Here is a 22,023-nt window from a genome sequence, read left to right as displayed (position 1 = left end):
CCACTCCGGGCCGGTCGGGTGGGGCAGACTGCGCGGGTGAGCGCCATCGCGTGGACTGCCGCCGGATCACTCGTCGCCTGGCTGTGGCTGCTGCTCGGTCAGGGCTTCTTCTGGCGTACGGATGTCCGACTGCCGCCCCGGACCGAACCCGCCGTGTGGCCGGACGTCTGTGTCGTCGTACCGGCGCGCGACGAGGCGGAGATGCTGCCCGCCAGTCTGCCGTCGCTGCTCGCGCAGGACTATCCGGGGCGGGCGGAGGTCATCCTGGTGGACGACGGCAGCACGGACGGCACCGGTGAGCTGGCCCGCGCACTGGCACAACGGCACGGCGGGCTGCCGCTGACCGTGGACTCGCCGGGCGAGCCGCCCGCGGGCTGGACCGGCAAGCTGTGGGCGGTGCGGCACGGCATCGGCCTGGCACGCGCGCGTGGCCCCGAGTACCTGCTGCTGACGGACGCCGACATCGCCCACGCACCAGACAGTCTGCGGGCGTTGGTCGCGGCGGCCCGCACCGGAGGCTTCGACGTCGTCTCGCAGATGGCCCGGCTGCGGGTGGAGAGCCGGTGGGAACGGCTCGTGGTGCCGGCCTTCGTCTACTTCTTCGCGCAGCTGTACCCCTTCCGCCGGATCGGCAGGAAGGGCGCACGGACCTCCGCAGCGGCCGGCGGCTGCGTGTTGCTGCGCACCGAGGCCGCCGAGCGGGCGCGTATCCCGGACGCCATCCGGCACGCCGTCATCGACGACGTGGCGCTTGCGCGGACCGTCCGGAGCATCGGCGGCCACCTGTGGCTGGGGCTCGCCGAACGGGTGGACAGCGTGCGCCCCTATCCGCGCCTGCACGATCTGTGGCGCATGGTCGCGCGCAGTGCCTACGCCCAGCTGCGGCACAGTCCGCTGCTGCTGGCCGGGACCGTGGCGGGACTGGCGGTGGTGTATCTGGTGCCGCCCGTGGCACTGGTCGTCGGTGCGGCCGGCGGGGGTACGGCCGCGGCGGTGCTGGGCGGCTCGGCCTGGCTGGTGATGACGGGCACGTACGTCCCGATGCTCCGCTATTACCGCCAGCCGCTGTGGCTCGCTCCCCTGTTGCCGTTCACCGCGTTCGTGTACCTCCTCATGACGGTCGACTCCGCGGTGCAGCACTACAGGGGGCGCGGTGCGGCCTGGAAGGGCCGCACCTACGCCCGTCCTGGCGCCGTCCCCGACGAGGGGTGAGCGCCGGTGTCCCCCAGGGTCACTTCCGGCCCGGGGTCCAGTTCATGCCCCACCCGTAGGCGTAGTCGACGGTCCGCTGCGGGCTGACGCCGCGCTCCGGCACCAGATAGCGGGCCTCGCGCTGGACGACCAGGTCCTGGCCGGTGTTGGTGATGAGCGCGAGGGCGCACACCGGGGACGGGACAGTGCACTCGTCCAGGGAGAAGTCGATCGGGGCGCCGTGCTGCGGCTTCAGGGTGACCGTGGCATGCAGGTCGGCGAAGGAGCGGGCGCCTTCGTAGATGGTGACGAAGACGAGGATGCGCCGGAACTTGTGCTTGTGGTCGAGGTTGACGGTGAGGTTCTCACCGCTCGCCATGGCTCCGGTGCGGTCGTCGCCGTCGAGGTGGATGTACGGCGGCTGGTGCAACGCGCCGAAGGCGTTGCCGAGGGCCTGGACGACGCCCTTGCTGCCGTCGGTGAGTTCGTACAGGGCACACAGGTCGAGGTCCAGGTCGGAGTGCATCGCGACCGCCCGCCCGCGCTTGCCGCCCCATCCCGAGAACTGTTTGCGCACCTGCCAGTTGAGGTTCACACGCATGGCACCCGACGTTCCGCCCTGCTTGGTCAGCGACACGGACGGGGCTGCCTTGGTGAGCGTGACCTTGGTGAGCTGGACCGGCGGCGCGGGCGGAGCGGCCGACGGCGGGGCCGGCACGGTGACGGGCGGCGCGGACGGCGCAGGCGTGGGTGCGGTGACCGGCGGCGCGGTGGGGGCCGTGTGCTGCGGCTCGTCCACCGTGATCCCGAAGTCCGTGGCCAGGCCCTCCAGGCCGCTGCTGTAGCCCTGTCCCACCGCACGGAACTTCCAGGCGCCCTGGCGGCGGTAGAACTCGCCGAGCACGAAGGCCGTTTCGACCGTGGCTCCCTCGCTGTCGAACCGCGCCACCACCGTGCCCCGAGCGGCGTCCTTGACCTCGATGTACAGGCCGGGCACCTGGCCGAACGCGCCGCCGTCCGCGGAGGCGGCGACCACCACGGTCTCGATCGCGGGCTCCACGCTCGTGAGGTCGACGAGGAGGGTGTCGGTCACCGCTGCGCCGGCCTCCCGCTTGCCCTCGTGCCGGAGCGCTCCGGAAGTGTGCTGCGGCTGGTTGTAGAACACGAAGTCCGCGTCGGAGCGCACCTTGCCACCGGCCAGCAGCAGGGCCGAGGCGTCGGTGTCGGGCACGCCCGGTCCGGAACGCCACCCGAGTTCCACCCGCAGTGCCGTCGTCGGCACCGGAACATTCGATCCCTTCGGCATTGACATGTCCGCCCCCGTCACGTGTCACCGCGCCAAGGTCGCCCCCCGGCAGCCATCGATTTTCTCTATCCGCCACCACCTATTGCCACCGCCGACGAACGCCCATGCGCGCGTCCGGAAAGACGAGTGGTCAACCGCCGGTAACCCCCCGGGAACTGAGCCTTTACACGATCCGAGCGCCGCTCGGTGCCCCTTTTTCCCAAGTTCGCTCGCATTGGGGAGCCCACGTCACCGCGGACACGGAAAACAACCCTCTTATCGGTCTCCCCAACCAGCACATCGTGGGCTTAACTTATGTGCCATGACCTCCCCCCGCTCCACCTATGGCGGCGGCTACTACTCCGCCTCCTTCCCGGACACTCCGATCTACGACTCGCTCGTGGCCGAGCGGGGCACCCCGCAGATCGCCCCGATCCGGGTCCCCGCCGCGTACGACACGCCGGGCAGCCACCTGCCCGCCCTCCCGTCGGCGCTGCCCGCCCTGCCGGCGGCCCCGTCCCAGCCCGCCCATGGCTACCCGCAGGCGCCGCAGCCCACGCCGCTGCAGCAGGCGCCCACGGCGTACATCCCGCAACAGGCCGCCGCGCCGCGCGGTTACCCCGGCCCGCAGCATCAGCAGCCGCGCCCCGCGGCGCCCGGCGGCACGGGTTACGAGGCGATGCGCCCCGCGGCTGCCCGGCCCGCCCCGGCTCAGTACCAGGACCCGTACAACAACCAGCAGTACCGCGGCTACTGAGCCCATCCCCGGGCTGTCGGTGTCGCCTGGCACGATGGCCCCATGGGGAACGCGGTGCTGCAGTCGATTCATGTCCATCCGGTCAAGGCGTTCCGGGGTCTTGCGCCCCGGCAGGCCGTCGTGGAGCCCTGGGGGCTGGCCGGAGACCGACGCTGGGTGCTGATCGACGACGGGGGAAAGGTCGTCACGCAACGCCAGCAACCGCGCCTCGCGCTGGCCGCCGCCGAGCTCGTGCCCGGCGGCATCCGGCTGTCCGCACCCGGACTGGACCCACTGACCGTGGCCGTCCCCGAGCCGGTCGGCACGCTCACGCTGCAGATCTTCCGCGACAAGGTGGAGGGCGTCCTCGCCGACGCCGCGGCGCACGCCTGGTGCAGTGAGTTCGTCGGTGCCGACGTCCGCCTCGTCCACATGGACGACCCCGCCGTACGCCGGCCCGTCGATCCGGACTACGCACTGCCCGGCGAGACGGTCACGTTCGCCGACGGCTACCCGCTGCTCCTCACCTCTGCAGCCTCCCTCGACGCCCTCAACTCGCTGATCGCGCAGAACGGACTCGCCGACGAGGGCCCGCTGCCGATGAACCGGTTCCGGCCGAACGTGGTCGTCGCGGGCGCCGCGCCCTGGGCCGAGGACGCCTGGCGGCGCATCGCCATCGGCGAGGTGACCTTCCGCGTCGCCAAGATGTGCGGGCGGTGCGTCGTCACCACGACCGACCAGTGCACCGCCGAGCGCGGCCGGGAGCCCCTGCACACCCTCGTACGGCACCGCCGCATCGGCGGCAAGCTGGTCTTCGGACAGAACCTCGTACCTCAGTCCGTGGGCACGATCAGGGTCGGGGACCCGGTCCGGATCCTCGAATGAGTGACAGTCGCCGGGAACCGCAGCCGGGCGGGAACCCCGGGCCGGAACCTGCGCGTTGAGCCATCGTGAGAAGTTCATGAGAGGCCCCGGGCACAGGTGATTTCGCTCTCTCTTTGACCGGGCCCGCGGGTGAACGGCTCCATCGGGGGTTATCACGGAGCGGGAAGGGGGTGCGGGACGTGCGAGCTATCGGCGGGCTCTGGCGCTGGCGGCACAATCCGCTGCGCCGCACGACCGATCTGGTCGAGGCCTGGGTGGCCCTGGGCGCCCTGCTGGCCATCCTCCTCGTCGCACCCGTGATCGGCTCCCTCGTCGGCTCCCTCGCGCAGGACTCCATGCAGCGGTCCGTCCGGGAGCAGCGCCAGTCCCGTCATCTCGTGACGGCCACCGTCGTCCGCGAGTTGGAGCGCTCCCCCCTGGACCTCGACGCCGAGACCGCCTCGCGAGAGACCCGCACCCGCGTGCTCGCGCACTGGACCGCACCGGACGGCACCTACCACCGGGCACCGGTCATGACGCACCTCAGCACCCCCGAGCCCGGCGAACACTTCACGATATGGACCGACGGACACGGCCGTACCGCGGCCCGCCCGCTGGACCCGGCCACGGCGACGACACACGCCGTCCTCGCCGGGTTCGGCGCGGCCCTGCTCACCGCGGGCCTCGTCGAGGGAGCCAGACGGATGATCGTCTGGCACATGGTCCGTCGCCGGTACGCCCGTTGGGACCAGGCCTGGGACCGGGCGGGCCCGGACTGGGGCAGGACCGGCACCGGCAGCTGACGGCCTTCCGGCTCCGGTCAACCCACCGTCCGTGCGCACGCTACGGTGGACCGGCCGAACTTCGGCATCAACCCGCGTGCGAGCGAGCCGTAGGGGCCCTGACGCCCCGAAGGCGAACGAGCCATCAGTACGACCGAGGTGGGGGCACAGCAACGCCATGGCACAGGGCACGGTCCAGGTGACGCACACCGGTACATCGCGGTGGCGGCGCCGCACGGGTGAGTACGCATCGCTCGCCGCCGCCCTGGAGGCCGCGGCCGACGGTGACGTGCTCACCATCGCCCCCGGGACCTACCGGGAGAACCTCGTCGTGCAGCGGGCGGTGACCCTGCGCGGACCCGAGGGCTCGCCCGGCTCCGTGCGCATCGCACCCGTCGACGGGGTGCCGCTGACCGTGCGCGCCTCGGCGGTGGTGCAGGACCTGCACGTGGAGGGGCAGGATGCGGCCGCGCCCGCGCTGCTCGTCGAGGAGGGCACGCCGCAGCTGACCGACGTGCGGGTCGTCACCCGGTCCGCCGCCGGAATCGAGGTGCGCGGCAGCGCACGCCCGACCGTGCGGCGGTGCACCGTCGACAATCCGGCGGGCATCGGCATCGCCGTCGTCGACGGCGGGGGCGGGGTGTTCGAGAACTGCGAGGTCGTCGCGGCCGGACAGGCCGGCGTCGCGGTGCGCGGCGGCGCCCGTCCGCGCCTGGAGCGCTGCCGGGTGCACCACGCCTCGGGTTCGGGTCTGACCGCGACCGGTGAGAACTCCGGGCTGGAGGCGGTGGGTTGCGAGGTGTACGAGGTCCGTGGCAGCGGCGTGCAGATCACCGGCCGGGCCACCGCGCACCTCACCGACTGCGATGTGCACCGCACCACCGCGGACGGCGTCACCCTCGACACCGACGCCGTGCTCACCCTCGCCGACTGCCGGATCCACGACATCCCCGAGAACGCGGTCGACCTGCGCTCCCGCTCCGTCCTCACGATGGCCCGCACCAGCGTGCGGCAGTTCGGCCGCAACGGCCTGTCGGTGTGGGACCCGGGCACACGCGTCGACGCCAACCAGTGCGAGATCTTCGACAGCACCGGCGACTACCCGGCCGTGTGGGTCAGCGACGGTGCGACGGTGGTGCTCGACTCCTGCCGGGTGCACGACGTGCCGGACGCGCTGTTCGTGCTCGACCGCGGCTCCCGTGCGGACGTCGTCGACAGCGACCTGTCCCAGGTGCGCAACACGGCGGTGTCCGTCAGCGACGGAGCGACGGCACAGCTCGACGACTGCCGCATCAAGGACGCCGCGACCGGCGCATGGTTCCGTGACCACGGCAGCGGCGGCACCCTCAGCAACTGCACGGTGGCCGACACCCAGACCGGCGTGATCGTGACCAAGGGCGCCGACCCCACCATCGAGCGGTGCACGGTCGACTCCCCCGCGGAAGCGGGCTTCTATGTGTCGGCGGGCGGCCGCGGCAGCTTCCTGAACTGCCGGGTGCGGGGCAGCGGTGGCTACGGCTTCCATGTGATCGACGGGTGCCGTACGACGCTCAGGAAGTGCCGTACGGAGCGCTGCGCACGCGGGGGTTACGAGTTCGCGGACCCCGGTCCCGACGCCGGGTCCGGTGCGGGACCGGTCGTGGAGGACTGCACCAGCGACGAGAGCGCGAGCCTGCGCACGCCCGCTTCCCCGGCACCCGTCGTCCAGACGGCGAGTGAGTCGACGTCCCTGCTCGGCGCGATCCCCGGGCAGCGCACCACCGAGCAGGAGCCGCTCGTGGCGGCCACGCGCCCGGAGCAGTCGGCCCGGACCTCGAAGGCCGTGCTCGGTGAACTCGACGCGCTGGTGGGCCTGGAGAGCGTCAAACGTGAGGTGCGGGCACTCACCGACATGATCGAGGTGGGCCGGCGCCGACAGCAGGCGGGCCTCAAGGCGGCGTCGGTCAAGCGGCACCTGGTCTTCACGGGTTCCCCCGGCACTGGCAAGACCACGGTCGCGCGGCTGTACGGCGAGATCCTCGCCTCGCTCGGTGTCCTGGACAAGGGCCACCTGGTCGAGGTGTCCCGCGTGGACCTGGTGGGCGAGCACATCGGCTCCACCGCCATCCGCACGCAGGAGGCGTTCGAACGGGCCCGTGGCGGCGTGCTGTTCATCGACGAGGCGTACGCGCTGTCGCCGGAGGACGCGGGCCGTGACTTCGGCAAGGAGGCCATCGACACGCTCGTGAAGCTGATGGAGGACCACCGGGACGCGGTGGTGGTGATCGTCGCGGGCTACACGGCCGAGATGGAACGGTTCCTGTCCGTCAACCCCGGTGTGGCGTCCCGTTTCTCACGCACCATCACCTTCAGCGACTACGCCCCCGACGAACTGCTGCGGATCGTGGAGCAGCAGGCGGACGAGCATGAGTACCGGCTGGCGCCGGGTGCGGCGGAGGCCGTACTGAAGTACTTCACCGCGATCCCGAAGGGCCCCGCCTTCGGCAACGGTCGCACCGCCCGGCAGACCTTCGAGGCGATGGTGGAGCGCCATGCGAGCCGGGTCGCCCAGCTCGACGAACCGAGCACGGACGATCTGACCCTGCTGTACGCGGAGGATCTGCCGGAACTGCTTTGACTGCTCCCCCTCGGAGACGAGGGGGATTCCTGGCTCAGGCTGCCTCCTGGAGCGGCGCTCCAGGAGGCCTCACGCCCTCGGCACCAGCCGGGTTCAGACCTGCCCGGACGAGCATCACGCGGGCGGAGTTCTTGTCCCTGGGGGAGACGGCTCCGCACGCGGTGCGGGTGTAGGTGCGTTCCGACAGCGGCAGTGCGTGCTTGGTTCTCGCTCCGCACGATGCGCAGTCCATGGTGGTGTGCGCGGGGTGCACGAGACGCACGACCCGCCCGTGCTTGCGGACCATGTGGGTCTTGGGCAGTCCGGTGCAGCGGGTGCGGCGGATTCCGGTGTGTCGAACCGCTTGCGATACCGTTTCTTCGACGCCTGCCCGGACGTCATAGCGGGCCTTCCATTGCGTGGTCTGCTGCTCGGCTCGTCGTTGTTCCAGGACCTGCTGCTGCTCGCGGGGCAGAAGCGTCAACTGACGGCCCCACTTGCCGTTCGCGGCCGTGGTGCACCGGGATTGCAGCGGGCACGGCTCGCAGTCCCGGGACGCGAAGCGCACGCGGAAGATCGGGGTGCCGCTGGCTCTGTGCTGGTCGGACCAGCTTGCGCTCACCGCTCCGTGCGGACACGTGACCTTCCTCGTGTCTCAGTCGACGCTGAAGGCACTCTGGGCGAGGTGCTCACCGTCGTGGCGCTCATGGACCGTGTCCAGCTCCCCGGGTCCCAGCAGATCGATCCGATGGTCGTCGCGGGCGGTGACGATGTGGGCGGCAGTGACTTAGCCCGCGTCCACGGCGTGCTCATCGGGCAGTAACTCCCGTGCAGCCATGCCGTGATGAACGATGTCGGTGACCTCGGTGTCGGCGACAGTCGCGTCCGTGGTGAGGACATGGGTGATCACATGCGGAGCATCCGGCCCGCAGGTCCCACTCGGATGGATCTTGTAACCGCACCAGCCCGATCCCCGCTTGATCCCGTAGCGGGCGTCGGTGTCGTAGGGCGAGGACAGTCGGCGTCTGACTGGCGGGAGGTCCTTCGCCTCCCGCCAGCGCACCCCTGCCCGTCGCGGTGATACTGCTCGATCCAGGCCCGGGATCGGGGTCAGGACCGGAGCCAGGATCCTCATCGAGGTCGGTGACGGCAGCAGTTTCCCGTCCGCCGCCCACCTCGCGGCCTACGCCGGGCTCGCCCCGGCGACCCGAAGTTCCGGGTCCTCGATCCGCGGCGAACACCCTTCCCGGAGAGGCAACAAGCAGCTCAAACGGGCCTTCTTCCTCTCCGCGTTCGCGGCCCTGGCCGACCCGGCCTCCCGCACCTACTACGACAAGAAGATCGCCCAGGGAAAGCACCACACCCAGGCCCTCCTCTGCCTCGCAAGACGCCGAGCCGACGTGCTCTTCGCGATGCTCCGCGACGGCACCTTCTACGACCCCCAACCCGCCCCCACGGGTTGACGAAACCCATAGGGGCACCCCCCACGGGAAACGCCTGCGCGAAGGACTCGTCCTCGAACAGCGGGCCGAGTGCCTCACGGATGCGGACAGCCAGCGTCCCTTTCGGGAACGAAGTCCGCACCACCCGCGCGGTCAGACCCGGCACGCCAGCGTCACGCCGCGACTCCAGCGACATCCGACCCCCTTGATCGACACCACACCGATCCTGACAGCCCCGACCAACCACCATCACCGGTTTGCAGATATCCCAACGGAGTCGTTCACACCGGGGCATCCTCGCAAGAATCAGGTGACCGCCGGGCACACCACCTAGGAGTCGGCCTCCGGGCGCTGCGCCGGCACCTCCGGGCGCAGTCGGGCCAGCAGGCGGGCGCGTTCGGCGCCGAAAGCCGGGTCCGCCTGGTACTCGGAGTGGCCGAGGACGGGGGCGGGCAGCGGGTGAAGGTCGGTGCGGCCGTGGGCCAGCGGGTCCTGCAACGGCTCGCGGTCGACCTCGGGTTCGCTGTCGTCGGGCAGCCGGACGGGGCCGCCGATCGGGTCGGTGAGCCGGTACAGGTTGGCCCAGCAGTCGACGTCGTGGTGCAGGGCGGTGAGCGCGGCCGGCCCGAAGTGGGCGGGGAACCAGCGGCCGTACAGGCGCTCCAGCGGAGAGCCGTACGTCAGCAGGGCGACCCGCTTGCGCACGGTCGGGGTCAGCTGCCAGGCCGCGGCGGCGGCGAGGACGCTGCCCTGGGAGTGGCCGGAGATCACCAGGCGTCCGCCCGTGGTGCGCGTCCAGGTGGTGATCCGCCAGGTCAGGTCGGGCACGGCCCGCTCGGCGTAGCAGGGCGGGGCGAAGGGGTGCGCGGCGCGCGGCCAGAAGGTGCCGACGTCCCAGAGGATGCCGATGGTGCGCCGGGCGGAGGCGTCCTTGTAGGCGCGCCGGCCCCAGGTGACGAAGAGGATGAAGCCGAGCCCGATCAGCCAGGAGCCGAGGGCCTGGGCGGTCTCCGCGGCACCGTGGACGAAGGGGTGTGTGTGCTCGGCGGCCTGGCTCGGGGTCTGCTCCGTGGCCATGGCACCGACCAGAGCCCCGGTGCCCAGGAGCAGGCCGACGGTGGAGGTCGCGGCGACGAAGAGGGGCCCGCGGTCGGTGAGCGTGGCCATGGCGCGGGTGCGCGCGATCCGGCGGGTGCGTTCGGGGTCCTTGGACTCCCCCGGATAGGTGCGTTCCACCACGGCGCGCTCCGCGCGGGCCAGCCCCAGCGTGCGCCACGCCTGCCAGCCGCACAGGACGAGCAGGACCACCAGCAGCGGCGGGATCACGGACGCCTGCCAGGTCAGCAGGACCGGCGCACCGGGGATGGCGGCCCGGGTGCCGTCCAGCCAGTCGGCCACCCGCTGGGACACGCCGCCGGACATCACGGCGCCGAGGGCGCAGGCCAGCATCGCGACGGCGGGCCCGGCCAGGCCGCGCATCGCGGCACGCGGGTCGGGATCGCTGCGGTGGAGGAGGTGGGCGACCACACCGAGGACGATCACCAGCAGGCCCTGCACGAGGACGATGCCGCCGAAGGTCGCGTCGCCCGGCAGCCGGCCGTCCGATGCCCACTCGGGGCGCTCCCACCCGGCATAGACCAGGGTGAGGGCGAACAGGACGAGGGCGCCGAGCGGGAGGTGTCGTACGAGGGGCGCGTCGAGTCCCTGGTCGAGGTGCTGCTCGCTGCGGCCCCGTCGGCAGACCGCCCACACGACGAGGGTCGCGCCGATCACCAGTGCCGCCTCCAGCAGCCATCCCAGCGTCTCCAGGACGGCTGGTCCGCCGGGTTCGCGGTCGTGCCGGGCGGCGGCGCCGGCGACCGCGGCGGCCACCGTGAGCAGGCCCGCGGCGGTGTGCGCGCCGCGCAGCCGGGCGACCAGGCGCCGGCCGTACCAGAAGCCGGGGCGGGCCAGTGAGGTGCGGCCGGTGTCCTCGTCGTCCTCGGCGGTGCGCGACAGCGGCTGCTCGGACTCGTACGCGGCCCAGGTCCGCAGGGAGAGGTACCACAACAGGCCGACCAGGGCGGCGGGCACCAGGGACGCCAGGGCGAGCCTGCGGCCCGGCGGGCTCCACCAGCCGCCGTCGGAATCCGTGGGCGACAGGAAGCCCAGCCAGGAATGCCGCTCGGCGCAGGCGGGCGTGCCCGCGCACTGCCAGGCGGTCAGGTCCAGGGCGACCTCGCAGGCGGCCGCGACGAGCAGCACCGTCAGGGTCAGTCCCACGAGTCGGACCAGCAGCCCGTAGAGCCGCACCGTCCGGACGCGGCCCCGCGCGGTCGGGCGCATCCAGTGCGCGAGGTTGGCCACCATGAACGGCAGTAACAGCAGCCACAGGGCGCGGGCGCTGTTGCCGGAGGTGAGGTTGGACCAGACGTACGCCTCGGGCACCGGCCGCCCGGCGGCATCGCCGGCCCGTTCGTCCGGGTCGGCGGTGTCGGTGCGGGTCTCGACCTCGACGTCGTCGGCGCGCCGGAAGACGGCCGCGGTGTCGTCGCCGGAGATCCGCACCGTGCGCGGGTCGTCCAGCATGTGCTCGGGTGTGGCACCGCCCACCCCGTGGACCAGCAGTTCCAGGGCGGCCCCGGCATGATCGGGCCGCTCGGCGGGCCCGGCCGCCCCGTCGCTCCACGCACGTTCCTGCGCACGTTCCACTTCTTGCACTTCCCCCGAGACGTGCCGTTGGCATCTGTCGGTGCGGGCTCAAGGATCTCCGCTGGACACCCCGCCCACACCTCTCGTCACCGAATCTTCCCGATCCGTGTGACAGACAGGCAAGGATGGCAAAGGATAAAAGGACAAGGCCACTGTGACATGTTCGCGTCGGGGCAGCCGGTGACGCGTCCCGGGCCGACCCGTGCGAATATGGGACGCCAACGCACCGGGGGCGGGAGAATGTCCTTGTCGGAGCGGGTGCGAGGGCATGTCGGACAGGCTTGAGGAAAGGACCGGAGCGTACGTGAGTGAGAATCAGAACCTCCTCGCGGAGCAGCGGCGCGCCCTGATCCTGGACGAGGTGCGGCGCCGCGGCGGCGTCCGCGTCAACGAGCTGACCCGCAAGCTCGGCGTGTCGGACATGACGGTCCGCCGCGATCTCGACGCGCTGGCCCGCCAGGGCGTTCTGGAGAAGGTCCACGGCGGTGCGGTCCCGGTGGCGGAGGCGAGCACGCACGAGCCGGGCTTCGAGGCCAAGTCGGGTCTGGAGCTCACCGCCAAGGAGGACATCGCCAAGGCCGCGGCGCAGCTGGTCGCGCCGGGCTCGGCGATCGCGCTGTCGGGCGGTACGACGACGTATGCGCTGGCGCACCACCTGATCGAGGTGGCCGATCTCACCGTCGTCACCAATTCGGTGCGGGTCGCCGACGTCTTCCACGCGGCGCAGCGCTCCTCGGGCCAGCGCCAGGGCGCGGCCACGGTGGTGCTGACGGGTGGCGTGCGCACCCCGTCCGACTCGCTGGTGGGGCCGGTGGCCGACCAGGCGATCGCGACGCTCCACTTCGACGTGCTGTTCCTCGGAGTGCACGGGATATCGACGGAGGCCGGCCTGTCGACGCCGAACCTCGCGGAGGCGGAGACCAACCGGCGCCTGGTGCAGTCGGCGCGGCGGGTCGTGGTGGTCGCCGACCACACCAAGTGGGGCACGGTGGGCCTGAGTTCCTTCGCCACGCTGGAGCAGGTCGACACGCTGGTCACCGACTCGGGGCTGCCCACCGATGCCCGGGCCGAGATCTCTGAGCATCTGCGGCACCTGGTGGTGGCGGGCGAGGAGGAGGACGCGGAAGACCTCTGACCGCGTCGGCGGCGCAGACATCTGACGGTCCGCCAGCTATGGTGGGCTGCCCTGTCCCCGCCCGCCGTACAGGGGGTTTCGCATGGCTCGCCGTCTGCGTCCGGTGGAGGTCGACTTCGTCCGGGCCGCGCCCGTACGGCTGGTCTTCGCCCGCGAGATCACCGCTCCCCCTCAGACGGTCTTCCGTGCGCTCGCCGAGGACGTGCCCGGCTGGACGCAGTGGTTCTCGGCGGTGACGCTGGCCCGGCCCACCGACGACGGCGCCGGACGGGAGATCCGGCTCAAGGGCGGTACGCGGTTCGCGGAGACGATCCTGGTGGCCAAGGAGCCCGAGGTGTACGCGTACCGCGTCGACGCAACCAACACGCCGGGGGCCCGTGCGCTCGTCGAGGAGTGGCGGCTCACGCCGGCCGGCGCCGGCACGCGCGTGCAGTGGACGTTCGCCGCCGACGGGACGCCGGTGTTCCGCCTTGTGCTCAGGCTGGCGCGGGCGGGCCTGGGGCGCGCGTTCAAGGACGCCGTGACGGCGCTGGACCGGCGGCTCGCACGGTGAGCGCTCAGTCCGGCCAGAGGCCCGTGGCGAGCAGCGTCCCGATCGCCGCCGTGTACGGCGTGATGTCCAGGCCCTGCTCGGCGAGCCAGGTGTCCGAGTAGTACTTGTCCAGGTAGCGGTCCCCCGGGTCGCACAGCAAGGTGACCACGCTGCCCGTACGCCCGTCCGCCACCATCTCGGCGACGATCTTCAGGGCGCTCCACAGACCGGTGCCGGTCGAGCCGCCCGCCTTGCGGCCGATGGCCTGCTCCAAGGCGCGCACGGCGGCGACGCCGGCCGCGTCGGGCACCTTCATCATCCGGTCGATGGCGCCGGGCACGAAGCTCGGTTCCATACGTGGCCGGCCGATGCCCTCGATACGTGAGCCGCAGTCGCAGGTGACGTCCGGATCGCCGGTGGTCCAGCCCTCGAAGAAGCAGGAGTTCTCCGGATCGGCGACGCACACGCGCGTGTCGTACTGCATGTAGTGGACGTAGCGCGCGATGGTCGCCGAGGTGCCGCCGGTGCCGGCCGTGGCGACGATCCACGCGGGTTCCGGGAACCGCTCCAACTCCAGCTGGCGGAAGATGGATTCGGCGATGTTGTTGTTGCCGCGCCAGTCCGTGGCCCGTTCCGCGTAGGTGAACTGGTCCATGTAGTGGCCGCCCGTGTCGGCCGCGAGGCGGGCGGACTCCTCGTACATCGTGCGCGGGTCGTCCACGAAATGGCACTGCCCGCCGTGGAACTCGATCAAGCGGCACTTCTCGGCGCTCGTCGTGCGGGGCATGACGGCGATGAAGGGCACGCCGATCAGCTTCGCGAAGTACGCCTCGGAGACCGCCGTGGAGCCGCTGGAGGCCTCGATCACCGGACAGCCCGGCCGGATCCAGCCATTGCACAGGCCGTAGAGGAAGAGCGAGCGGGCGAGCCGGTGCTTCAGGCTGCCGGTGGGATGGGTCGACTCGTCCTTGAGGTACAGGTCGATGCCCCAGTGGTCCGGCAGTGGGAACCGGAGGAGGTGGGTGTCGGCAGAACGGTTGGCGTCGGCCTGCACCTTGCGGACGGCCTCTTTCAGCCAGCCGCGGTAGACGGTGTCGCTGTGGTCGACGTCGAGGGTGGCGCCGGTCCTGGTCTGCTGGGGGGTGGTCACGGCGGGGCTCCTTGGGCTGCGCGCCGACGGCGGGTGGCGCGGCCGGTACACCGATCATAAACAGGCTTCCGCACGCTTCTCACCTGCATAAACGCATCTTTGAGCAGCTCAAAGACGGCCCTGGGGGCGCAGCGGACCGTTGCGCGCCACCCCGGCGGAAGCCCTCGGGGGCGCATTCGCGCGAGTGCTCCGGGTGGCCTATGCCCGGGTGACGTGCGCACTGGTGCGCGTCTTCGGTGACGGGCAGACTGCACCGCGCGGGACGAAAACGCCGGACGGGAAGCCACGCGCGACGAGGGGGCAGGAGGGTATGGCGGAGCCGGAGTTCACGGCCATGGGGGTGCGGATCGGTCAGGGCCTGCGCTCCCTCACCCGGGCCGGGCAGGTCCGGATCAGCGACGGCAGGCTGGAGTTGCTCACCAGTTACGGAAGCGAGATCGACAGCGCACCGGTGCAGGCGGTGCGGGCGTCGAAGCCCTGGTTCGCCTCCGAGGCACGCGCGCTGGCCGACCTCAACGGCAAGCGCTACTCGCTGACGTTGGGCGAGCACGACCCCGCACCGGGCGAGCCGGGACCGCCCGCGGCGCGCCGCTTCATCGAGGCCGTACGCAGGGCGGCACGCCGTGACGGCTGAGCGCCGCCGGGGTGGGGCGGCCCGGCGGGGGTGGCGGCGGCCGGCCGAGCCGCGGTGGCCCGCGGTGGCCCACCGGCGGCGGTGGGCCGTGGTGGCCCCACAGACGTGAGCCGTGACAGCCACGCCCATCCGAGTCGTGCAGGTCACGTCGACGTGAGCCGTGCAGGCCGCTCGGACGAGCCATGGCCGCCACGCAGCCGCGAGTTGCGCGGCTGGACCCCCTGCGTCACTCTGGTCTCACGTCACTCTGGGTTTACCGGCGATAACGCTGCGAACCAGCCGCCGGTCACGACAGCAGGCGGCAGTTTCACGCAGGCGCGCTGCTGGATCCGAACTCCGTGTTCTTCCGGACCTCACGTCGGGGAGTCGCAGCCGTGATCAGTCACCCACGCAGGCACTGCACGGTGGAGCTCCAAGCCCTGCCGTCGCGGATCGGCCAGGTCCGCAGAATCGTATCTGCGCAGTTGCGCTACTGGCATCTGGATGCCCTGATAGACCAAGCGGCGCTCGGTGTGACCGAACTGCTCTCGAACGTCCACCGGCATGCCCAGCCCGACAAGACGTGCACCGTGGAGATCGAGCTGCTGCTCGACCGGCTCATGGTGTCGGTGCGCGACCGCGACCCCCGCCTCCCGGTGGTGGCGGACGCGGATCCACTGGCCACCTGCGGGCGGGGTCTCGCGATGGTGGCGGCGATGAGCGAGAGCTGGGGTATGCGGCCGGACGGTGACCAGGGCAAGGTCGTCTGGTTCACGCTGCCGACGGCCTTGCCCGCGGTGAAGGCAACCCCACGCCCGGCCCGCCGCACGGCCGCGGATCCCGCCCCCAGGTTCGCGGAGGTCGAACCCGTCAGCCGTACGCCCGAACACGCTCCCGCCCGGTCGGCCGTTGTCGGCTGACCGGGCGGTGAGAGGGCCTCGGCGAAGTCACCGCGGGGCCGAGGCCCGTCACTCCGTCGCGATGGCGCGCAACACGTCCAGTCGGGCCGCACGCCGGGCCGGCCGCAGGCCCGCGAGAGCTCCGGCCGCGAGGCCCACCAACGCCACCACCGCGAGCTGAACAGGCGGCATCGCGAAGGCGAAGGCGCTGTCGCTCGCACCGTCGGAGGCCTTCACCAGCACCCAGCCGAGGAAGGCACCGAGGCCGAGCCCGCCCACCGTGCCGAAAGCGGCGACCAGGACGGACTCCCAGCGGACCATGGCCCGCAGCTGGGGACGCGTCTGACCGACGGCCCGCAGCAGGCCCAGTTCGCGGATGCGTTCGTGGACAGCCAGCGTCAGCGTGTTGGCCATGCCGAGCAGGGCGATGAGCACCGCGAGGGCGAGCAGCGCGTAGACGAGGGTGAGCATCATGTCGATGCCGCCGGCCGACGACTGCGCGTACTCGTCACGGGTCTGCACGTCGGGGTTGCCGTACCGGGCCGCGACACTCTCCACCGCCGCCTTCCCCGCGTCCGTGCTCACGCCGTCCTTGAAGGAGACCGCGACGAGCGTGTCGGAGTCCTGGATGCGGTGCGGTGCCCAGGCGGGGCGGGTGATGACGTAGTCCCCCGCGAGTTCGGACTGCCCGTACACCGCGCGGACGGTGAAGGTCTCGCTCCGGCCGTCGGTGAAGGTGAGCCGGGCCGTGTCGCCGATGGTGAGGTCCTGCTTGTCGGCCTCCTTCTCGGTGATCGCGATGCCGTCGGTGCCGAGGGCGTCCAGGGAGCCCCGGACGGCGCCGAGGTCGAAGGTGCGTTCCAGGGCGGCGGGGTCGGTGACGGTCAGCGGCCTCCCCTGTCCCTCCACCTCGGCGACGCCGCTGCCGAGGCCCACGGCCGTGTCCACCTCGGGGAGTTGCCCGATCGCGCCGGCCAGCTCCGGTCTGAGCCCGCTGCCGCCCCCGCCGAACGACGGCGTGCTGACCGCCACGTCACCGGCGAAGGACCGCGACACCGTCTGGTCCATCGTCGCCCTCAGAAACGCTCCGAACACGGTGAACAGCGACACGACGGCCACGCCGATCATCAGCGCGCTCGCCGTGGCGGCCGTCCGCTTCGGGCTGCGCAGGGCGTTGCGCCGGGCGAGGCCGCCGGTGACGCCGCGCAGCCGGTCGAGGGGCCCGCCCAGGACGCGTACGGCGGTGGTGGAGGCGACCGGGCCGAGGACCACGAAGGAGGCCAGGGCCAGGACGGCACCGCTGCCCGCCAGCCAGACGGACGGCGACACCAGGACGCCGGTGAGCGTCAGGGTCACCGCGAGGGCGGCGAGTGACGTGCCGGTGACGGCCCGGACGCGGGAGGCGCCGGAGGAGTCGACGGCCGTCTCGCGCAGCGCGGCCAGGGGTGCGGTGCGGCCGGCGCGCACGGCGGGCAGTAGTGCGGAGGCCGGGCAGACCACGATCCCGACCGCGAGCGGGAGGACCAGGGAGAGCGCCTTGACCACCAGATCGCCCTCGGGGAAGGGGAATCCGATGGCCGGGAACAGCGCCTGCAACCCGGCGGCGATCCCGATGCCGCCCGCGAGACCGGCGGCCGACGCGGTCACCGCCACGACGCCCGCCTCGACGAGGGTCGCCGCGGTGATCTGGCGGCGGGAGGCGCCGAGCGCCCGCAACAGGGCGTGCTCGCGGGTGCGTTGGGCCACGACGATCGCGAAGGTGTTGTGGATGGAGAAGGTCGCGACCAGCAGGGCGACACCGGAGAACACCAGCAGGAAGGTGGTGAAGACGCTCAGGAACTGGCTGGAGATCATCTCGGTGTTCTCCTCGGCCGACTCCTGACCGGTGAGCGCCTCGACCCCCTTGGGCAGCACGGGAGTCAGCCGGTCGACCAGTTCCTGCTCGCCGACGCCGGGACCGGCCCGCACCAGAATGCCGGTCGCCTCGCCCGGGCGTGCGGTGAGGTACTTCTCCGCGTCGGCCTGCGTCATGCCGGTGAACGTCACCTGGGCCATCCCGTCCTCGCCGCCGAAGGTCGCCAGGCCGACGATCGTCACCTGGACCGGTTCCGGGGTGCGCAGGGTCGTGGTGTCTCCGATCTTCAGGTCGCCCCGCTCGGCGGTGCCGCGGTTGACGACGACCTCGCCGGACTTCTCCGGGGCGCGGCCTTCGGCGAGTTCGTACGGGTTGAGCTGTGGGTCGGTGATCCAGTTGCCGGCGAGGGTGGGCGGGCCCTGCCCGCCGATGGGCTCGCCGTCCGCGCCGAGGAGCTGGCCCGCGCCCTCGATGTCGGGCACGGCGGCCGCTACGCCGGGAACCCGCTCGAGCGTCCCCACCAGGTCGGCGTCGACCGGCCGGCGCACGCCCTGGCTCCCGCCGGGCGTGGTGATGGCGTCGGCGCTGCGGACGACGGCGTCCGTGCCGCTGGTCGCGTTGCCGAACATCGAGTCGAAGCTCGCCCGCAGCGTGTCACCCATGACGAGCGTCCCGGCGAGGAAGGCGACGCCGAGGAACACCGCGAGGAACGTACCGGCGAAGCGGCGCTTGTGGGCGCGCAGCGAGGACACACTCAGGCGTACGGAGGCGCTCATGACGGCACCTCGAAGGCTTTCATGCGGTCCAGGACCTTCTCGGCGGTCGGGGATTCCATGCGGTCGACCAGGCGTCCGTCGGCGAGGAAGACGACCTCGTCGGCGTGAGCGGCGGCGACCGGGTCGTGGGTGACCATGACGACGGTGCGGTCCATCTGGCGCACGGCCCGGCCGAGCAGCCCCAGTACCTCCTCGCCGGAGCGGAAGTCGAGGTTGCCGGTCGGCTCGTCGGCGAACACGACGTCCGGGCGTCCGGCGAACGCGCGGGCCACAGCGACGCGTTGCTGCTGACCGCCGGAGAGTTCGGCGGGCCGGTGGTGGAGGCGGCCGCGCAGGCCGACCACGTCGGTCAGCACGTCGATCCACTCGGCGTCGCCACGGCTGCCGGCGAGGTCCAGGGGCAGCCTGATGTTCTCGGCGACAGTCAGCGTGGGCACCAGGTTGAACGCCTGGAACACAAAGCCGACGCGGTCGCGGCGCAGCAGGGTGAGACGGCGGTCGTCGAGGGAGCCGAGTTCGGTGTCGCCGATGTGGGCGGTGCCCGAGGTGAGCGTGTCGAGGCCGGCCGCGCAGTGCATCAGGGTGGACTTGCCGGAGCCCGAAGGCCCCATGATCGCAGTGAAGCGGCCGGCCGGAAAGCCGACGCTCACCCCGTCCAGGGCCCGCACCTCGGTGTCGCCGACGCCGTAGACCTTCACGGCGTCGGCGACCCGGGCGGCCGTCCGGGTGGCGGTCGTGGTTTTCACGCCGCACCGCCCTTGCCCGTACGGCCGAACTGCTCGTCCAGCACGGACAGCCGGCGCCAGTACTCGTCCTCGTCGATCTCGCCGGAGGCGAAGCGGCGGCCGAGGACAGCGATGGGCGAGTCGCCGGTCGGGCGGCTGTCGTCCACCCCGCGCCACGGTGCGCGGCGGCCGCGCCCGACGGTGCGGCGCAGGACGGTGACGGCGCCGACGATCACTGCTGCCCAGATCAGCGGGAAGAGAAGGATCCACGGGCCGGGGCCGCCGTCCCAGTGTGCGAGGGTCTGCATCCCGAGTCATCTCCAGTCGTCTCAGCGGGTCTTTCGTCGATGCCTCGAGACTCACGCCGCAGGGGGTTCCGGGTCGTCGTACGGCCAGCGGCAGTGCGGGTACCTCGCGGGGAGTACGCAGGGCCGGTTCCGCTGCTTCAGAGGGCTCGACTTCTGTAACTACTAGTATGTACAGTGACGGCATGAGCACCTCGGACCGACTGATCGAGTCCACCCGGGAACTGCTGTGGGAGCGCGGCTATGTGGGCACCAGCCCCAAAGCCATCCTGGAGCGCGCGGGCGCCGGGCAGGGCAGCATGTACCACCACTTCAAGGGGAAGCCGGATCTCGCCCTGGCCGCGATCCGGCGGACCGCCGAGGAGATGCGGGCTACCGCCGCGGGAGTACTCGACGGTCCGGGAACGCCGTACGAGCGCATCGAGGCGTATCTGCGGCGCGAGCGCGATGTGCTGCGCGGCTGTCCGATCGGGCGGCTGACGATGGACCCGGACGTCATCGCGAACGACGACCTGCGGGCGCCCGTCGACGAGACGATCGACTGGCTGCGTGAACGGCTCGCCGGGATCGTCGAGGAGGGCAAGGAGCAGGGCCGGTTCGCGCCGGGGCTCGACGGCGAGTCGATCGCGGCGACGATCGTCGCAACCGTCCAGGGCGGCTACGTCCTCGCCCGCGCGTCCGGTTCACCCGCCGCCTTCGATGCGGGCGTCCGGGGTCTGCTCTCCCTTCTCTCCCCGCGCTAGGAAGGCGGACCGATGCACGCGATGCAGTACGAACTCACTCTGCCCACCGACTACGACATGAAGATCATCCGCCGGCGCGTCGCGCGCAAGGGGCACCTGCTCGACGAGTGGCAGGGCCTGGGCTTCAAGACGTATCTGATGCGCGAGCGAGGTGTGCACGGATCGCCGGTCAACCAGTACGCGCCGTTCTATCTCTGGAACACCGTGGCGGGCATGAACTCCTTCCTCTGGGGAGGCCCCTTCCAAGGGATCGCCGACGACTTCGGGCGGCCGTCGGTCCGGCAGTGGACCGGGCTGGCGTACGAGGAGGGCGGCGCCGCCCACTCCTCCGCGCGGACAGCGGTGCGGCGGCGCCAACGGGTTCCGGCCGACGGACTGTTGAGCGAGATCATGGCGGAGGCGGTGCGGGAGACCGGGCGGCTGGCCGGCAAGGACGGTGCGATGCTGGCGGCGGCCGCCGTGGACACAGGTCACTGGGAGCTCGTCCACTTCTCTCTCTGGGAACACGACACGCCCGAGACCGAGGGCGATGTGTTCGAGGTACTGCACATGTCCGCGCCGGGACGCGATCGGCTGGCCCGATCATGTTGATCTCTGACCCAACGGCCACTTTCGGCCATGACGACCATGCAGAGGATGGGAGGTGACAGGCCGCCATGGTCTGCGGAGGTGACGAAAGGCGAGGACATGGCACTGGAGATGCGCGATCGCTGTGAGCGCTGCGAGACGGCGGCGCTGCCGCTCGACGCGCCCGCCCGCATCTGCTCGTACGAGTGCACCTTCTGTGTGCCGTGCAGCGAAGCGATGCGGGACGTCTGTCCCAACTGCGGTGGCGAGCTGGTCCCCAGACCTCGCCGTTCCTGACAAGGAGGACCCCCACACATGCCCTTCGTCCGCATCGACGCCCTCGGATCCGACCCCGAGCGGCTGGACGCCCTCGGCCGTGCCGTGCACGACGCCCTGGTGGAGGCCATCGGGATTCCGGCCGACGACCGGTTCCAGGTGCTGGTCGGTCATGACGGCAGCCGAAACACCCTGCGCTACGACGACGGCTATCTCGGCATCCGCCGGGACGACGGCCTCGTGTTCGTCACGATCACGATGCGCTCCGGGCGGACACCCGCGCAGAAGCAGGCGCTGTTCCGGCGGATAGCCGAACTCGCCCACGAGTACGCGGGGACCGAGCCGCGGAACGTGTTCGTCAACCTGCTCGAGAACGAGCCCGTCGACTGGTCGTTCGGCGAGGGGGTCGCGCAGTACGCCGACAGCCCCGCGCCCGTCGATTCCCCCGCCCTCACCGGACCGTCGTCCTAGGCCACGGCGATGTCCACGGACGGCCGGAGCTTTGCCGCCACAGCCAGGGCCTCATGCGCGGGGTGGGTGTCGAAGGCGCTCAACAGGGCGATGTCGGCGGGGTCCGGGAGGCGGCCGACCGCTGGTTCCGGGCGCGCGACCGGGTTCCCGACGTGGCCGGTGAACCGGACGGTCACGAAGGGCTGTTGACGCTGGTCGCCCTGGGCTGCGGCACCGGCGTGGTCCCCCGCCTCGTACTGGAGCACAGCTCGATGCACGACCGGCTGTCGGCGATCCCCGTCCCTGGTCCGCCGCCGGAGCCGTTGCCGATCGGGCTGTGCGTCCGGCGGGCCGATCTGCGCCGCCCGGCGGTGGCGGCGCTGTGGAGTCTGACGGAGCGGACCTCGTAG

The 22,023-nt window shown here is 71.7% G+C and carries 21 protein-coding genes and 2 pseudogenes; 15 read left to right on the top strand and 8 right to left on the bottom strand.

The genetic code is table 11. From position 1 onward, the window contains the following. Window positions 1-36: 36 nt before the first annotated feature. Window positions 37-1,212 carry a glycosyltransferase gene (locus tag ACKTSN_RS42370; protein WP_409473922.1) on the top strand — a complete coding sequence of 392 codons (1,176 nt, stop codon included), beginning with the start codon at window positions 37-39 and terminating at the stop codon, window positions 1,210-1,212. Between the two features lie 19 nt (window positions 1,213-1,231). Here the strand turns inward: ACKTSN_RS42370 and ACKTSN_RS42365 are convergent, their stop codons facing one another. Then, window positions 1,232-2,497, bottom strand: coding sequence for a TerD family protein (locus ACKTSN_RS42365; RefSeq protein ID WP_409475057.1), 1,266 nt, complete (start codon window positions 2,495-2,497; stop codon window positions 1,232-1,234). Window positions 2,498-2,798: 301 nt separating this feature from the next. Here ACKTSN_RS42365 and ACKTSN_RS42360 point away from each other — a divergent pair, with 301 nt between their 5' ends. From ACKTSN_RS42360 to ACKTSN_RS42345, 4 genes are all read left to right on the top strand, one after another. Continuing rightward, the gene (locus ACKTSN_RS42360) at window positions 2,799-3,233 is read left to right on the top strand and encodes a DUF6643 family protein (protein WP_409473921.1); all 435 of its coding nucleotides are present in this window, start codon (window positions 2,799-2,801) and stop codon (window positions 3,231-3,233) included. Window positions 3,234-3,275: 42 nt separating this feature from the next. Continuing rightward, on the top strand, window positions 3,276-4,097 hold the full coding sequence (locus tag ACKTSN_RS42355) for an MOSC domain-containing protein (RefSeq protein ID WP_409473920.1): 822 nt from the start codon (window positions 3,276-3,278) through the stop codon (window positions 4,095-4,097). 179 nt (window positions 4,098-4,276) lie between these two features. After that, window positions 4,277-4,879, top strand: a complete 603-nt coding sequence (locus ACKTSN_RS42350) for an Rv1733c family protein (RefSeq protein WP_409473919.1) — start codon at window positions 4,277-4,279, stop codon at window positions 4,877-4,879. Window positions 4,880-5,036: 157 nt separating this feature from the next. Next, the gene (locus tag ACKTSN_RS42345) at window positions 5,037-7,475 is read left to right on the top strand and encodes a right-handed parallel beta-helix repeat-containing protein (protein ID WP_409473918.1); all 2,439 of its coding nucleotides are present in this window, start codon (window positions 5,037-5,039) and stop codon (window positions 7,473-7,475) included. 34 nt (window positions 7,476-7,509) lie between these two features. Here the strand turns inward: ACKTSN_RS42345 and ACKTSN_RS42340 are convergent, their stop codons facing one another. Both ACKTSN_RS42340 and ACKTSN_RS42335 read right to left on the bottom strand, forming a co-directional pair. Continuing rightward, entirely contained in the window at window positions 7,510-8,076 is a 567-nt protein-coding gene (locus ACKTSN_RS42340; protein ID WP_409473917.1) for a transposase, read from the bottom strand. 165 nt (window positions 8,077-8,241) lie between these two features. Next, window positions 8,242-8,364 carry a hypothetical protein gene (locus tag ACKTSN_RS42335; protein WP_409473916.1) on the bottom strand — a complete coding sequence of 41 codons (123 nt, stop codon included), beginning with the start codon at window positions 8,362-8,364 and terminating at the stop codon, window positions 8,242-8,244. A 181-nt stretch (window positions 8,365-8,545) separates the two neighbouring features. Between ACKTSN_RS42335 and ACKTSN_RS42330 the strand changes: the two are divergent. Beyond that, a pseudogene (locus ACKTSN_RS42330) lies at window positions 8,546-8,917 on the top strand (transposase); the annotation flags it as partial. A 309-nt stretch (window positions 8,918-9,226) separates the two neighbouring features. Here the strand turns inward: ACKTSN_RS42330 and ACKTSN_RS42325 are convergent. Beyond that, window positions 9,227-11,587 carry a hypothetical protein gene (locus ACKTSN_RS42325; protein ID WP_409473915.1) on the bottom strand — a complete coding sequence of 787 codons (2,361 nt, stop codon included), beginning with the start codon at window positions 11,585-11,587 and terminating at the stop codon, window positions 9,227-9,229. Window positions 11,588-11,891: 304 nt separating this feature from the next. On the opposite strand from ACKTSN_RS42325, the gene ACKTSN_RS42320 reads away from it, so the two are divergent. Both ACKTSN_RS42320 and ACKTSN_RS42315 read left to right on the top strand, forming a co-directional pair. After that, a complete protein-coding gene (locus tag ACKTSN_RS42320; RefSeq protein WP_409473914.1) occupies window positions 11,892-12,722 on the top strand; it encodes a DeoR/GlpR family DNA-binding transcription regulator in 831 nt (276 codons plus the stop codon). An 82-nt stretch (window positions 12,723-12,804) separates the two neighbouring features. After that, the gene (locus ACKTSN_RS42315) at window positions 12,805-13,275 is read left to right on the top strand and encodes an SRPBCC family protein (RefSeq protein ID WP_409473913.1); all 471 of its coding nucleotides are present in this window, start codon (window positions 12,805-12,807) and stop codon (window positions 13,273-13,275) included. Between the two features lie 4 nt (window positions 13,276-13,279). Here ACKTSN_RS42315 and ACKTSN_RS42310 read toward each other — a convergent pair whose 3' ends face one another. Then, the gene (locus ACKTSN_RS42310) at window positions 13,280-14,404 is read right to left on the bottom strand and encodes a PLP-dependent cysteine synthase family protein (protein ID WP_409473912.1); all 1,125 of its coding nucleotides are present in this window, start codon (window positions 14,402-14,404) and stop codon (window positions 13,280-13,282) included. A 310-nt stretch (window positions 14,405-14,714) separates the two neighbouring features. Between ACKTSN_RS42310 and ACKTSN_RS42305 the strand changes: the two genes are divergently transcribed. Together ACKTSN_RS42305 and ACKTSN_RS42300 are read left to right on the top strand one after the other, a co-directional pair. Then, window positions 14,715-15,038, top strand: coding sequence for a hypothetical protein (locus tag ACKTSN_RS42305; protein ID WP_409473911.1), 324 nt, complete (start codon window positions 14,715-14,717; stop codon window positions 15,036-15,038). A 374-nt stretch (window positions 15,039-15,412) separates the two neighbouring features. Beyond that, window positions 15,413-15,937, top strand: a complete 525-nt coding sequence (locus ACKTSN_RS42300; protein WP_409473910.1) for an ATP-binding protein — start codon at window positions 15,413-15,415, stop codon at window positions 15,935-15,937. Between the two features lie 48 nt (window positions 15,938-15,985). Here ACKTSN_RS42300 and ACKTSN_RS42295 read toward each other — a convergent pair whose 3' ends face one another. Genes ACKTSN_RS42295 through ACKTSN_RS42285 form a run of 3 tightly spaced genes read right to left on the bottom strand, consistent with a single transcriptional unit; the run spans window position 15,986 to window position 19,580 of the window. Then, window positions 15,986-18,547 carry an ABC transporter permease gene (locus tag ACKTSN_RS42295; protein ID WP_409473909.1) on the bottom strand — a complete coding sequence of 854 codons (2,562 nt, stop codon included), beginning with the start codon at window positions 18,545-18,547 and terminating at the stop codon, window positions 15,986-15,988. Further along, window positions 18,544-19,293 (bottom strand): ABC transporter ATP-binding protein, encoded by a 750-nt coding sequence (locus ACKTSN_RS42290; RefSeq protein WP_409473908.1) that lies wholly within the window; start codon window positions 19,291-19,293, stop codon window positions 18,544-18,546. The genes ACKTSN_RS42295 and ACKTSN_RS42290 overlap by 4 nt, the downstream gene beginning before the upstream one ends. Next, window positions 19,290-19,580: an SHOCT domain-containing protein gene (locus tag ACKTSN_RS42285; RefSeq protein WP_409473907.1), complete on the bottom strand. Its 291-nt coding sequence runs from the start codon at window positions 19,578-19,580 to the stop codon at window positions 19,290-19,292. The genes ACKTSN_RS42290 and ACKTSN_RS42285 overlap by 4 nt, the downstream gene beginning before the upstream one ends. A gap of 167 nt (window positions 19,581-19,747) precedes the next feature. On the opposite strand from ACKTSN_RS42285, the gene ACKTSN_RS42280 reads away from it, so the two are divergent. From ACKTSN_RS42280 to ACKTSN_RS42260, 5 genes and pseudogenes are all read left to right on the top strand, one after another. Further along, window positions 19,748-20,320: a TetR/AcrR family transcriptional regulator gene (locus tag ACKTSN_RS42280; RefSeq protein ID WP_409473906.1), complete on the top strand. Its 573-nt coding sequence runs from the start codon at window positions 19,748-19,750 to the stop codon at window positions 20,318-20,320. Window positions 20,321-20,332: 12 nt separating this feature from the next. Beyond that, complete coding sequence (locus ACKTSN_RS42275; RefSeq protein WP_409473905.1) at window positions 20,333-20,911, top strand: DUF4865 family protein; 579 nt, start codon at window positions 20,333-20,335, stop codon at window positions 20,909-20,911. A 96-nt stretch (window positions 20,912-21,007) separates the two neighbouring features. Beyond that, window positions 21,008-21,184, top strand: a complete 177-nt coding sequence (locus tag ACKTSN_RS42270) for a DUF1272 domain-containing protein (RefSeq protein ID WP_129798371.1) — start codon at window positions 21,008-21,010, stop codon at window positions 21,182-21,184. An 18-nt stretch (window positions 21,185-21,202) separates the two neighbouring features. Then, on the top strand, window positions 21,203-21,634 hold the full coding sequence (locus ACKTSN_RS42265; RefSeq protein ID WP_409473904.1) for a tautomerase family protein: 432 nt from the start codon (window positions 21,203-21,205) through the stop codon (window positions 21,632-21,634). 95 nt (window positions 21,635-21,729) lie between these two features. Continuing rightward, window positions 21,730-22,023: pseudogene (locus tag ACKTSN_RS42260) on the top strand (LysR substrate-binding domain-containing protein); the annotation flags it as partial.

This window comes from Streptomyces flavusporus, from assembly GCF_046267975.1.
Lineage (GTDB): Bacteria > Actinomycetota > Actinomycetes > Streptomycetales > Streptomycetaceae > Streptomyces > Streptomyces flavusporus.
The sequence above is the reverse complement of the archived record's forward strand: the minus strand, read 5'-3'. Positions and strand labels throughout refer to the sequence as shown.

Coding starts and splice junctions, on each gene's coding strand:
- ACKTSN_RS42365 (WP_409475057.1), bottom strand. CDS start 2,497: ATGCCGAAGGGATCGAATGTTCCGGTGCCGACGACGGCACTGCGGGTG.
- ACKTSN_RS42360 (WP_409473921.1), top strand. CDS start 2,799: ATGACCTCCCCCCGCTCCACCTATGGCGGCGGCTACTACTCCGCCTCC.
- ACKTSN_RS42355 (WP_409473920.1), top strand. CDS start 3,276: ATGGGGAACGCGGTGCTGCAGTCGATTCATGTCCATCCGGTCAAGGCG.
- ACKTSN_RS42345 (WP_409473918.1), top strand. CDS start 5,037: ATGGCACAGGGCACGGTCCAGGTGACGCACACCGGTACATCGCGGTGG.
- ACKTSN_RS42315 (WP_409473913.1), top strand. CDS start 12,805: ATGGCTCGCCGTCTGCGTCCGGTGGAGGTCGACTTCGTCCGGGCCGCG.
- ACKTSN_RS42305 (WP_409473911.1), top strand. CDS start 14,715: ATGGCGGAGCCGGAGTTCACGGCCATGGGGGTGCGGATCGGTCAGGGC.
- ACKTSN_RS42295 (WP_409473909.1), bottom strand. CDS start 18,547: ATGAGCGCCTCCGTACGCCTGAGTGTGTCCTCGCTGCGCGCCCACAAG.
- ACKTSN_RS42285 (WP_409473907.1), bottom strand. CDS start 19,580: ATGCAGACCCTCGCACACTGGGACGGCGGCCCCGGCCCGTGGATCCTT.
- ACKTSN_RS42280 (WP_409473906.1), top strand. CDS start 19,748: ATGTACAGTGACGGCATGAGCACCTCGGACCGACTGATCGAGTCCACC.
- ACKTSN_RS42275 (WP_409473905.1), top strand. CDS start 20,333: ATGCACGCGATGCAGTACGAACTCACTCTGCCCACCGACTACGACATG.
- ACKTSN_RS42270 (WP_129798371.1), top strand. CDS start 21,008: ATGGCACTGGAGATGCGCGATCGCTGTGAGCGCTGCGAGACGGCGGCG.
- ACKTSN_RS42265 (WP_409473904.1), top strand. CDS start 21,203: ATGCCCTTCGTCCGCATCGACGCCCTCGGATCCGACCCCGAGCGGCTG.